This is a genomic window from Acinetobacter calcoaceticus ANC 3811 (genome assembly GCF_000399665.1).
In the GTDB taxonomy this organism is placed as follows: domain Bacteria; phylum Pseudomonadota; class Gammaproteobacteria; order Pseudomonadales; family Moraxellaceae; genus Acinetobacter; species Acinetobacter calcoaceticus_B.
On the sequence record NZ_KB976986.1, the window covers coordinates 631,760 to 644,363 of the forward strand.

Annotated in this window: 10 protein-coding genes; 7 read left to right on the forward strand and 3 right to left on the reverse strand. The window is 37.7% G+C overall.

The window, feature by feature from the left end; all coding sequences use genetic code 11:
* Positions 1–75 precede the first annotated feature (75 nt).
* Positions 76–927 (forward strand): AraC family transcriptional regulator, encoded by an 852-nt coding sequence (locus tag F935_RS04205; RefSeq protein ID WP_035366040.1) that lies wholly within the window; start codon positions 76–78, stop codon positions 925–927.
* A gap of 29 nt (positions 928–956) precedes the next feature.
* Here F935_RS04205 and thiM read toward each other — a convergent pair whose 3' ends face one another.
* From thiM to F935_RS04220, 3 genes are all read right to left on the reverse strand, one after another.
* Positions 957–1,784: a hydroxyethylthiazole kinase gene (gene thiM / locus F935_RS04210; RefSeq protein ID WP_016137762.1), complete on the reverse strand. Its 828-nt coding sequence runs from the start codon at positions 1,782–1,784 to the stop codon at positions 957–959.
* Between the two features lie 35 nt (positions 1,785–1,819).
* Positions 1,820–2,977, reverse strand: a complete 1,158-nt coding sequence (locus F935_RS04215) for a hypothetical protein (protein ID WP_016137763.1) — start codon at positions 2,975–2,977, stop codon at positions 1,820–1,822.
* A 151-nt stretch (positions 2,978–3,128) separates the two neighbouring features.
* Complete coding sequence (locus F935_RS04220; protein WP_016137764.1) at positions 3,129–3,386, reverse strand: hypothetical protein; 258 nt, start codon at positions 3,384–3,386, stop codon at positions 3,129–3,131.
* Between the two features lie 319 nt (positions 3,387–3,705).
* On the opposite strand from F935_RS04220, the gene pepN reads away from it, so the two are divergent.
* From pepN to F935_RS04250, 6 genes are all read left to right on the forward strand, one after another.
* Positions 3,706–6,312 carry an aminopeptidase N gene (pepN, locus tag F935_RS04225; RefSeq protein ID WP_016137765.1) on the forward strand — a complete coding sequence of 869 codons (2,607 nt, stop codon included), beginning with the start codon at positions 3,706–3,708 and terminating at the stop codon, positions 6,310–6,312.
* Between the two features lie 582 nt (positions 6,313–6,894).
* On the forward strand, positions 6,895–7,431 hold the full coding sequence (locus tag F935_RS04230) for a Csu type fimbrial protein (protein ID WP_212749575.1): 537 nt from the start codon (positions 6,895–6,897) through the stop codon (positions 7,429–7,431).
* A gap of 76 nt (positions 7,432–7,507) precedes the next feature.
* A complete protein-coding gene (locus tag F935_RS04235; protein ID WP_016137767.1) occupies positions 7,508–8,212 on the forward strand; it encodes a fimbrial biogenesis chaperone in 705 nt (234 codons plus the stop codon).
* A gap of 9 nt (positions 8,213–8,221) precedes the next feature.
* Positions 8,222–10,681: a fimbria/pilus outer membrane usher protein gene (locus F935_RS04240; RefSeq protein WP_016137768.1), complete on the forward strand. Its 2,460-nt coding sequence runs from the start codon at positions 8,222–8,224 to the stop codon at positions 10,679–10,681.
* Positions 10,672–11,694, forward strand: coding sequence for a Csu type fimbrial protein (locus tag F935_RS04245; protein WP_016137769.1), 1,023 nt, complete (start codon positions 10,672–10,674; stop codon positions 11,692–11,694). The genes F935_RS04240 and F935_RS04245 overlap by 10 nt, the downstream gene beginning before the upstream one ends.
* A 223-nt stretch (positions 11,695–11,917) precedes the next feature.
* The gene (locus tag F935_RS04250) at positions 11,918–12,604 is read left to right on the forward strand and encodes a glutathione S-transferase family protein (protein WP_016137770.1); all 687 of its coding nucleotides are present in this window, start codon (positions 11,918–11,920) and stop codon (positions 12,602–12,604) included.

The following is a 12,604-nucleotide window of genomic DNA, read 5'->3' on the forward strand; positions in this document are numbered from 1 at the left end:
AAAGCGCAATTTCGATCAAGAATAGAGATCAGCACTATGTAAAAGTAGTGCTATCGAATGAACAGACATAAATGTATGGCTGTATATACACAAAAGCTGCAACTGGTTTGCGATTATATTCAAAGACATTTAGATGAAGATTTAGATGTTGATAGATTGAGCCAGATTGCAGCCTTATCCAAATTTCATTTTCATCGTATTTTTGCCGTTCATATTGGTTTAAATGTGATGAAGTTTATTCAACTTTCTCGTTTAAAGCGGGCCTCTTTTCAATTGGCTTTTGAACCCGATCTCAAAATTATTGAGATTGCATTACAAGCAGGGTTTGATAGTCCAGAGGCATTTACTCGTGCATTTAAGCGTTCATTTGATCAAACTCCTCGGGCTTTTAGAGATAAACCGGACTGGGAATCTTGGCGCCAGAAGTTTGTTTTTACGATTCCAAAAAGTGAGCTAAAAATGAATGTAAATATTGTTGAGCGTCCTGCTGAAAAGATTGCCTATCTATCGCATTTAGGTAGTCCTGATAAAGTCTTTGAAACGGCTGCGCGTTTTATTGCTTGGCGTAAAGAAACAGGTTTATCGCCTGTGACCAAGTCTAGAACTTACGGGATTCCGTTTGCTGACCCTGAGCAGACTCCGTCTGACGAGTTTCGATTTGATATTGCTGGTTCAATTGAAAAGGCTATACCCGAAAATAGTTACGGTGTACAAACAGGTGAAATTCCTGCGGGTCGTTATGCAACCGTAAGACATTTGGGTAGCCATGACCAGATTAAAGATAGTGTTTATTACATCTTTAGAAACTGGTTACCTGAGCAACCCGAAGAAGCAGGGGAATATCCAGTTTTCTTTCACTATCATAACTTTGTGCATGATGTGAAAGAATGTGACCTTATTACAGATATCTACTTACTTTTAAAATGAGAGTAGGGTGATAAAGGCATAACTTGCAGTTATGCCTTTAAGCCAAACAGCTTTATATTTGCATATTGCTCAATCAGGTTGGCATCTAACATATGGATATAATCCATAAAGATGTTACTAAAACTTCCCATGGTTTGTGCCTGATTGGCAGCAAGTTTACCCGCAATTGAAAAATGTACATGGGCTGAAAGCGCTGCAATGGTTGGCGTCGTTACCGCACTATAGGCAGCGATTAACGCACCTAAAGCACAACCAGTTGCTGTAATTTTGGGTTGTAAGGGGCTACCACCGTTAACTTGGATAACGACATCTAGTTCTTTAGATAAAATGTAATCGGACTCACCTGAAATTGCGATACAGCCTGTATGTACTAATAGCGCGTAAGCTTGTCGATAGGCATCATCACTACTTAGGGTACTATCAACACCTTTAGATTGAACTTGATTACCTGCAAGTGTACTGATTTCTGATGCATTACCACGAATAACGCTAGGCTTAAACTGTAAAAGTTCATCTGTCATTTGACTACGCCAAGCTAAAACTGGCCCATAGCCCACCGGATCAAGCACCCATGGAATGTTATTAAGCTGTGCTGTTTTTGCAGAGATTTGCATGGCCTGCATTTGCTCTGAAGTCGGGGTGCCTAAATTAATGCTTAAAGCCGATGAAATTTTGGTAAAACTTTCTGCTTCATAAGGATTATCAATCATCGCAGGTGAAGCACCAGAAGCGAGTAACACATTGGCTGTATAGTTAGCCGCAACGCTATTGGTAATACATTGCACAAGAGGCGTTTTTGCCTGCATGTTCTGCCAAGCTTCAATGACCTGTTCAATCAAACTAGATGTCGATGTCATATTATGATCCCTAGTAAGCTAAAGTGATGATAGGTTTAGTGGGTAAAATAGTGGTCTTGATGCTTACATTTTTGGCAAATCAAAGAAACATAATCTGCTGCATCATAATCAACAGTTAAATCATTTGAACCACAATGCATACAACGTTTGACAGAATAAAAATTTAAACGTGGTTCAATTTTGCGCCATGCTTTCCATACAGGTTGTACAAATATTTGTTCGTCATAACCTAAGAAACGGTTAAGCAAAATATAACTCATTTTACTATATGGAATATTATGAGGACGAGGCAGCATAGAGGTTTCCCACTTTTCAGTTAAGGCTCTCTCACGGTATTGCTCTAACGTTTTCTTTAACAAATTGGTGTTAATAAATTTCTCATTGCGAGGCTGCAAAGCTTTTTGTTTATAAAGATATTCGAGTGCCGTTTGAATCAAATAATAGATCTGTCCAATCGCCAATGATTCCATTAAGCGATAGCAAAAGCTTTGGAAATTTGAATTCCCTGCAATCTGGATGCCCCAAGTTCGGCAATAAAATTGCATGAACTGGATAATTTCCTGATAGAGCACCTGAAAAAGTACATCTTTAACTTCATCGGCACTACGAAAGGGAACGCCGAAACTTAAATTTTCATAAAACCAATTACGTAGTTGTTGAGCCACACTAAATAAACTTGGATCACTGTAGCCATCTAAACGAATATTTAAATAAAAACACTGCGGATCTTCAGTTTGATCATTTGCATTCAAAATGCCATCTTTATGCAACTGTTTAATTAAATAGCTCTGAAACATCCAGTTAGGGGTGATCTGATGATACTTAATTTTGTCCCAATGAATATATTCATCATGAGTGATTTCTTCACGCGCATATTCATCTAAAAGACTCAGCAAGAAAAGTTTATGCAAAAAACTGAGTTGTTCTAGACTGCGTTGTGGCTGTTCTTTTGATTTAAATTGGCGTTGTTCTTGTAAGCGTGTTTGCTGTAAAAGCTTTTTACGCTGTTTGGTACACGTTTCACAGTGGCAAGTCATTTTTTCGTCTTTAAATATGCGGTGCTGACAATGACTGCATTCATGAAATTGAATGTCTTGTTCAAATTGCTCGGCATCTACCCAGTACATTGAAGCTTGGCAGAGAGGACAATGGCTACTTTCATCCAGTTGTTTCTGTAGAATTTGTAAGGCCATTTTGCTCCGAACATAAAATAAAAAATGATGTGGCTATTATACACAGCCGTGCTGTATATGGCTGAGATTGCTAGTTCCGTTTGTTGTTAAAATAAAAAGACCTAAAATTTATGTTGGGATTTTAGGTCTTTATTGCGAGTTAAATTATTGATTAAACAGGGCACGGCAAGTTCTCATCATTCTGTCCAAGTTTTTTGGCATGAATAAGTGCCTGTACTTTTTTACTTGGTAATTTTACTTTGCCCAGTGCATCGTAAGTATTCACAATGGAGCTAACCTCCTGAGTCGTTATAGAAATACCTTCCGCAGATAAGAACACTGCAATCACATGATGATCGAGTCCTGCAGCATGTAAATCATGAATCGCTTTAATATTTTCTAAACGATGAAAATGTGCTTTTAATTCCATATTGACACCTCTTGCTCTTATTGAAATACCCATATTGGTCTATTTAATTAGGCAAGAACCATGCCCAAAATGTAAGCTGACTCTAAAAAATGTTAAAAGCTAAAGGTGTTTTATTTTTATTGTATAGATTGCTTATATAAACAACGATTATCGTAAATTTGGTCTAATCTGTGCTAATAAAACCAGATTCTAATTTGAAATGTATCAATGAAGTCCCATTAATTTTATAAAGGTAAGCAAATACAGTATGTATGACTTGGCGTATGATATTTCATGGCGACTCATACTGCCGTTTTAGACGAGTATATAAGGAATAAAGATGAATATTGCGGCGCAGCCTCCAGTTCAGGCAGATCAAACAGTTTATTTAAAAGATTATCAAAAACCTGCGTTCTTGGTTGAATCAATTAATCTTGATATTCAAGTATATGATGATAAAACGATTGTTGATTCAACACTTGTTATGAAGCGCCAAACTGAGGGCGATTTGGTTTTGCTAGGTCGTGATCTTGAGTTGCAATCTGTTCAGTTAAATGGACAAATTCTTACTTCTGCACAATATTTGCTCGATAGTGAGCAATTGGTGATCGCTAACGCACCAGCTGAAGTCATTTTACAAACACAAGTGACTATTCATCCTGAAACGAATACTCAATTAGAAGGCTTATATAAAGCCGATGACTTATTTGTAACGCAAAATGAACCTGAAGGTTTCCGCAAAATTACGTTCTATCCAGACCGTCCAGATGTACTTTCAGTCTTTACTACACGTGTAGAAGCAGACAAAAAATATCCAGTTTTACTTGCTAATGGTAATTTGCTTGAAACAGGTGAGGTTGGTGAAAATCGCCACTTTGCAATTTGGCAAGACCCGACTAAAAAACCAAGCTATTTGTTTGCTTGTGTCATTGGTGATTTAGCTGTACTTAAAGATCGTTATACGACATCTGAAGGGCGTGATGTTGCTTTAGAAATTTATGCCATTGAGAAAGATATTCCAAAATGCCATATCGCGATGGAAGCATTAAAGCATTCTATGAGTTGGGATGAAGAACACTATGGTCGTGCCTATGACCTCGACAACTATATGATTGTTGCGGTAAGCCAGTTCAACATGGGCGCAATGGAAAATAAAGGTTTAAATATCTTTAATACGTCATGCGTGCTTGCTGATGAAGAATACACAACTGACGCAGCGATTATGCGTGTACAGTCTGTGATTGCCCATGAATATTTCCATAACTGGACAGGTAACCGTATTACTTGCCGTGACTGGTTCCAACTTTGCTTAAAAGAAGGCTTAACGGTATTCCGTGATCAATCTTTCTCTGAAGATTTACAATCTGCTGCGGTTCAACGTATTGATGATGTCGCTGTGCTTAAATCACACCAGTTCCCTGAAGATGCAGGTCCTCTGTCACATCCGCCACGTCCAGACCACTTTGTAGAAATTAATAACTTCTATACAGCAACTGTTTATGAGAAAGGTGCGGAAATTAACCGCATGATGTCGACTTTACTTGGTAAGGAAAAATACCGTCAAGGAACCGACGAATATTTCCGCCGTCATGATGGACAAGCTGTAACTGTAGAAGATTGGGTTGCTGCTTTAACTGCGGGTTCTGGTGTAGATTTATCTGCATTCTTAACTTGGTATAACCAGCCGGGAACGCCAAAGCTTGAAGCAAAAGGTGAATATGATGCAGCAGCACAAACTTACCGTTTAAGCTTTAAACAAAGCCTAAAAGCACATCCTAAGTACCCAAATTTAAAAGCTGTTCCGATTCCTGTAGCTTTGGCACTCTTTAATGCGAAAACAGGTGAGCAATATACATTGCATAGTGAAAGCCTATTCGCAAATGATGTTAAAGATGGCGTGTACTTGTTCGACCAAGATGAAGCAATCATTGAATTTACTGGCGTGACTGAGCAACCAGTGGTGTCGCTACTTCGTAATTTTTCGGCACCTGTAAATCTTGTGTTTGATTATACCGATGAAGAATTAGCATTCTTAATTCAGCATGAAAAGAATGGTTTTAATCAGTGGCAAGCAACCCAAACCTTGCTTGAACGTATTTTGCTAGAAGACCATTCTGCTGATGCGTACATTCAAGCTATTCAAAGCACTTTACCTGAACTAGTTGGCCGTGACCCGCTTTTAGCATCGCGTTTATTTGATGTACCAAGTGAAGGTTATTTGGGTAGTCGTATCGATCAGAACTATGCACCAGCTGATATTCATGTAAAACGTGAAGCTTTACTTAATCGTTTAGCACAAGAGTTAGGCGCATTCTGGAAAGATACTTACCTTACGCTTGACCCAGACCTGCAAAAAGAATTTTCTTTAGCTATGGGTGTACGTGCGTTAAAGAACATTATGCTGATGATGATGGCTCGTCAGGGTGATCAAACTGCATTTGAACTTGCACACGTGCAATACCAAAACACCGGAAATATGTCTGAACGCTTAGGGGCGTTACGTGTATTGGTTTGGCAAAATGCACCTCAAGCTCAAGATGCGCTTGCTGATTTTTATGACCGTTTCAAAGATGAAGCTTTATCTTTAGATCAATGGTTCATGATTCAGGCAGCAAACCCAAATGCGACAGCAGAAACAATCGAGTACCTAACTCATCATCCTGACTATGATTTAACAACTCCAAACCGTATTCGTGCGGTGAGTGGAGGGGTATCAAATAACCCTGAAAACACGTGGGGCTTTGGTGTAGCTCACTTTATTAATCTTGCACAATATCTTGATGAAAAGAACCCAATTTTAGGTTCACGCCTGTTACAGGTATTGTCACGTTGGTACACACTTGCGGAACCTCAGCGAACTCAAGTGCAACAAGCTTTACAAGCATTGCAGCCTAAAGTGAAATCGAAAAACGTCTCTGAAACTTTAAATAGTATGTTAAGCGTTTAATTAGATTTAAATAAACTAAATAAAGGTCTCGTAAGAGGCCTTTATTTTTTTATATTTTTACAGGGGCTAACACTTAAAAGAAATAATGTTTTCCTTATGGAGAGGTATCTTTAGCTCTACTGCTCATTATTTTATATTTTTTTAATTTATAATTTATTTTAAATATATCTTTAAGTAATAGTTTAAAATTTAAAATTAGATAGACTTGATAATATTAGAATTAAATTAAGTAATTCTTTAATTGTTAGCATTTGATCTCATAAAATTATCTCAATTTTTGACATATTTATTTAAATTTTACTTATTAAATTTTATTAAGTTTTTATTAAATTGTTTTAAATCAAATATTTGTATTTTAATAATGTTGGTGAATCGTGTTTTAATTGTTAATATTTGTATCTATGTGTTATTTATTGAAATAAAAATAATAATGCTCGCATGATTTTTAATTGTTTTTATGTATGATGTCTAAAATAGGGTAAAAAATAAACTTTAAAAAGGAGCAGTCAAATAAAAAATGATTGTAAAAATAAATGTTAAATTTTTATATCTATTAGTTTTTATAACTTAATTTAAAAGGTTTTGACTATGAAAAAGACTTTTTTTCATTTATCACTGATTGCTGTAGGATTATTTTCTCTCAATACAGCAAATGCAGCAACAGCAACAGGTACATTAACTGTTAAAGCAACAGTAACGAACAGTTGTGTATTAAACACTTCCGCTACAGGCACGACAGCAAATGCCGTTTTAGACTTTGGTACCCTAAGCTCTCTTACTAGTAATGTCGATGCAGACACCACAACAACAGGTGGTACTTCAATCAAAGTTCTATGTAACAACACTGTGCCATGGACCTTGGCTTTCGATGCTGGGCAACATGCTCAAACGACTCAACGTCGTATGATTGGTGGTGCAACAAGCAACGAATATATTCCTTATAACCTTTTCTCAGATACTGCACATGCTACAGCAATTGGCATTGCAACGACTGCCTATAGTGGAACCGGAACCGGTAATGTTCAAACCGTTAACGTATATGGCCGTATTCCAGCTGGTTCTATACTGCCGAGTGCGGGTAGCTATCTTGATACAGTAACAATAACAGTAACTTATTAATTTTTATAAATTAGAAATATTGTTAGCCCTTTTTGAAAGGGCTAACACATTAAAAAAAGTTATATTTGAGTAAATCATGAAAAAAAATATCTTTATTATTACGGGATTATTCTTAACTTTATCTAGCACTATTAACGCCGCTACAATCCGTCTTTCGCCTGTGAATGTAGAAATATTAAGTCATCAAAATGCGTCTTCAATTAGTTTATTTAATCAGTCAAATGAAAGTACTGATTTGCAGATTCGAGTATTTGAATGGACTCAAAAAAATGGACAAGATCAGTTAACACCTACAGATGAGATTGCAATTAGCCCACCATTTTTAAAATTACAGTCTAATGATTCTTATAACTTACGTGTAGTTAGAATTAATCCAACACCTATTTCTGGTGAAAAAACTTATCGTATTATTATTGATGAACTACCAAAACCCATTGATAGCCGTAAAGCTGCTCAAGGCGTAAATGTATTACTTCGCTCATCATTACCCGTATTTGTGGTAAATAAAGACGCGATCACTAAACTGACTTGGAAAATTGATACAAATCAGGAAGCGCCTTCCTTAAATATAAGCAATATTGGAAATCGGCATGCGCTTTTAAATAATCTAATGCTTGTTGATACAACAGCGAATAAAAGTTATCCCATTAAAGTAAATACTGTGAATGGTTATATTCTTGCGGAGCAGGCACGAAGCTATTCTCTTAATAATTTTACATATCAGCCAAATCATAAATACAGCGTATCTCTGACAGTTAATGGTAAGAAAACCACACTTTAAGAGGCTTATATGAAATATATTATAGGTGTCTTATGTGTGGCATATCTTCCTGCGTATTCTTTTGCCGAGCAACTACAAGATAATACGAATACTATAATGCCTAGTGTTCCTGAATCTGTAGATAGTAATAAGAAATATGCACAGGGGAATGCAAATGGAGATGGGCAAAATATTAATTTTACTCAGCTTTTTTTAGTTGTTTCTATTAATTCCAATGCTGCGGAAGACTTGGTTGCTGTGAAGCAATCTAAGGATGGAAAGTTATATATCCGCTCTAGTACCTTAAAAACTTTAAGGGTGAAAATGGATGAGCAGATTCCTGATAGCCAATGGGTGTGTATTAACGAGTTAAAAGGAATCCAGTTTAAATATTTAGAGAATGAACAGGCTCTAAATTTACAAGTTCCGTCGAACATGTTGACGGATTATTCAGTTGACTTAAATGGCCAGCAGGTCACCAGCCCTCATTTACTCAAAATGAAGCCCTTAAACGCAGCTATTCTGAACTATAGTTTGTATAACACCATAACCAATGACGAGAATGTTTTCTCAGGTTCAGCAGAAGGAATCTTTAACAGCGCAATCGGTAATTTTTCTTCAGGTGTTTTATACAGCGGCAGTAATGAAACTAGTTATAGCCATGAAAAATGGGTGCGCTTGGAGAGTAAGTGGCAGTACGTAGACCCTGAAAAAGTCAGGATATATACCTTAGGGGACTTTATTTCTAATAGTTCGGACTGGGGGAATAGTGTACGCCTTGCTGGTTTCCAGTGGTCAAGTGCTTATACTCAACGAGGTGATATTGTTACCTCCGCACTCCCACAATTTTCAGGCTCGGCTGCACTTCCTTCAACTTTAGATTTATACGTTAACCAGCAAAAGATTTATTCAGGACTGGTGCCTTCAGGCCCATTTGACATTAAACAGCTTCCGTTTATTTCGGGAAATGAAGTTACCCTTGTAACCACCGATGCAACGGGTCAACAGAGTGTGACCAAACAGGCTTATTATTTTTCGTCTAAAATTCTGGCAAAAGGCATTAATGAATTTTCAGTAGATGTTGGGGTTCCACGCTATAACTATGGACTTTATTCAAACGATTACGACGATGCCACTTTTGCTTCGGGTGCGATTCGCTATGGCTACAGCAACTCGCTGACCTTAAGCGGTGGTGCAGAGGCCTCTACAGATGGTCTCTCAAATCTGGGCACTGGTTTTGCCAAGAACTTGTTTGGTTTTGGAGTGATTAATGCTGACATCGCAGCGAGTCAGTATAAAGATGAAAACGGTTATTCTGCTTTGCTTGGCTTAGAAGGGCGTATTAGCAAGAATATTTCGTTTAATACCAGTTACCGCAAAGTATTTGATAATTACTTTGACCTTGCCCGTGTATCTCAAATTCGATATTTAAAAGATAACCAGATGACTTCTGAGCCGCAGAACTACCTGAGCTACAGTGCACTGGCAGATGAGATTTTTAGGGCAGGGATGAGCTATAACTTTTACGAAGGGTATAGCGCCTATCTGGGCTATAACCAGATCAAATATAGCGACAACTCCTATAAGTTGTTATCTGCCAATTTAAGTGGAAGTTTAAACAAGAACTGGGGCTTTTATACCTCGGCATATAAAGATTATGAAAACCAAAAAGACTATGGCATTTACTTTGCGTTGCGCTATACACCATCTAGCCGAGTCAATGCGATTACGAGTGTATCTAATGATGGTGGCAGACTGAGTTATCGACAAGAAATATTCGGCTTATCAGAACCACAAATAGGTTCATTTGGATGGGGCGGTTATATTGAACGTGATCAGGATGCGAATCAAAACAATGCTTCAATTTATGGCTCTTACCGTGCTCGCGCGGCTTATCTGACAGGTCGATACAACCGAATTGGGGATAACGACCAAGTTGCACTTTCAGCGACAGGATCATTGGTTGCGGCAGCAGGACGAGTGTTTGCAGCCAATGAAATTGGTGATGGCTATGCAGTTGTGACCAATGCTGGACCACAAAGCCAAATTATAAATGGCGGAATCAACTTGGGTGTAACTGATAATTCTGGAAGATTTCTGATTCCTAGTCTCATGCCATATAAAGAGAATCATATCTATCTAGATCCATCGTATCTTCCTTTGAATTGGAGTGTTAAATCTACAGATCAAAAAACAGTGGTGGGTTATCGCCAAGGTGGCCTTATTGATTTTGGCGCTCATCAGGTCATTTCAGGATTAGTGAAACTTGTTGACTCGAGTAACTCACCTTTATTACCAGGTTATACGGTTCGAATTAATGGTCAGCAAGATGGTGTAGTTGGCTACGACGGTGAAGTATTTATTCCAAACCTGTTAAAACAAAACAAACTTGAAGTGGATCTTCTAGATCATGGCTCATGTCAAGTTGGCTTCACATATAACAGTAATCAGTACTCAACTAAAAAATTGGGACCTTATGTATGTCATTAAATATTATGAATAAGGCTCAAATAGAGAGCTATAAGAAATTTTCATTGTCTTTAAAATACTTCATAGGTATTTGCTTGTTTTATCTCGTTTATGCGGTTTTTAGTCCGGCACATGCTGCTTGTACGGTAGCTGGAACCACAAATAATACGTTTACCTACACGGCAGCAAATATTAATAGTGATGCAACTGTAAACCTTTCAGGAACAATTACTTGCACGAATGGAGGACTAATACCTCAGATCTCTCCGTTTATGTGCATGAAGACTGTATTTACAGGAGCGACCAACGCGAATAATAGCGTATCGTTACCATATACAGTCACGGCAACTGTGGGTGGTGCTGGGTCTTCTACCACAAATCAAACTTCGAATGTTTGGTATGGTCCAGTGGTAACAATCGCTTCAAATAATATTCTTAATTACTCAGTAAATGTGAAAGTACCAGCTCGAACGGGGTCGCTCATTGCATACCCTCAAGGAACCTATACAGCTACGGTTCAACTATTTTGGGATATGGATCTTCTAGCGGTGTTATGTTTGGGTGATTTACTCAGCTGGAACTCTGGAAATGTAACTTTAACAGCGAACTTTGTGGTACCAAGTTTGTGCCAATTAAACTCAACCTCAACTGTAGATTTCGGAAATATTAATGATATTGGTACGACTAGTCGTGATTACACAGCGCAAGGGGCTGTAAATTCGACCTGTAATTATGGAACGCCATATAGCATTTATTTAGGCGATGGAAACAACCGTATTGCTGGGGGCTTTAGGCGTATGAAACATGATAGTAATGATTATATTCCCTATCAGTTATATAAAGATTCTAACTATAGTACGGTGTGGGATGCCACAGGAGGCGTGACCAATATCGGGGGAGCAGGTGGAGTGTCTGGTACAGGTACAGGTAGCGCTCAAACTACTCCAGTGTATGGAAAAATTCCACAAGGTACCTCTATTTCAACCAAACCAGGAAATTATTCTGATAGTGTTGTTGTTACAGTGACTTATTAATTTATCAAATATACGCGGTTCTATTTTAGTCGCACGGTTCCGCGTAATTTCAATCATATTCATTAAAAATGGCTGAACATAAAAAGATATAAATCAAATAATTTTGGCTTTTGAAACTTGTTCGTCATCAAAAACAGTTTGACTTAAAAATCCATACTGTATATTTATTGATTGGTTCTAAAAAAGAACTAGAGAAAAAGGCAATTAAAATAAAGGTGAACAAATGTCGGACATTATTTTGCATCAATGGGAAATTTCCCCATTTTGTCAGAAAGTTTCAAGAATTTTGAAATTCAAAGGAATCTCATTTGACACAGTTAACTATAACGGCATTTTGGGAGCTAAAGTTCCTTTGCTCAGTAAAGTGGGTAAATTACCTGTAATTGACCATAATGGACAGCGAATACAAGACAGTACCAGCATTGCTCGCTACCTAGAAGAAACTTATCCAGATACACCACGGCTTTATCCAGAAGATCCAAATCAAAAAGCACTTGCAGAGCTGTGGGAAGACTGGGCAGATGAAGCTCTCTATTTTTATGAAGTCTATTTCCGCGTAAATGACCCAGATGCGTTAGACGAGGCAATTCGCATTAGCAGTATTGGGCGCCCAGCGTATGAAAGACCAATGGTAAAAGGATTTATCTTAGCTGAATTGAAAACACAGCTTTTCTTTCAAGGTCTAGGTCGAATGAAAGCTGAAAATGTTGAAGCAGAGTTTAGAAGGCACCTCGACCGTATCGAACAAGTTTTATCGCAAAGTGAATGGTTAGTTGGAGATTCTCAGACAATTGCCGACATTGCTGTGGTCGCTCAACTTGGTGAAGTGGTCCGCACAAGCAAAAAATTTAGTAAAGAAATTTTGGATCGCCCGTTTCTTGCTTTATGGTATAAAAAACAAACAGGGTAA

What these genes read in the sequence shown, in the direction of transcription:
- F935_RS04205 (WP_035366040.1), top strand. Translation starts at nt 76, where the DNA reads ATGGCTGTATATACACAAAAGCTGCAACTGGTTTGCGATTATATTCAA.
- thiM (WP_016137762.1), bottom strand. Translation starts at nt 1,784, where the DNA reads ATGACATCGACATCTAGTTTGATTGAACAGGTCATTGAAGCTTGGCAG.
- F935_RS04215 (WP_016137763.1), bottom strand. Translation starts at nt 2,977, where the DNA reads ATGGCCTTACAAATTCTACAGAAACAACTGGATGAAAGTAGCCATTGT.
- F935_RS04220 (WP_016137764.1), bottom strand. Translation starts at nt 3,386, where the DNA reads ATGGAATTAAAAGCACATTTTCATCGTTTAGAAAATATTAAAGCGATT.
- pepN (WP_016137765.1), top strand. Translation starts at nt 3,706, where the DNA reads ATGAATATTGCGGCGCAGCCTCCAGTTCAGGCAGATCAAACAGTTTAT.
- F935_RS04235 (WP_016137767.1), top strand. Translation starts at nt 7,508, where the DNA reads ATGAAAAAAAATATCTTTATTATTACGGGATTATTCTTAACTTTATCT.
- F935_RS04240 (WP_016137768.1), top strand. Translation starts at nt 8,222, where the DNA reads ATGAAATATATTATAGGTGTCTTATGTGTGGCATATCTTCCTGCGTAT.
- F935_RS04245 (WP_016137769.1), top strand. Translation starts at nt 10,672, where the DNA reads ATGTCATTAAATATTATGAATAAGGCTCAAATAGAGAGCTATAAGAAA.
- F935_RS04250 (WP_016137770.1), top strand. Translation starts at nt 11,918, where the DNA reads ATGTCGGACATTATTTTGCATCAATGGGAAATTTCCCCATTTTGTCAG.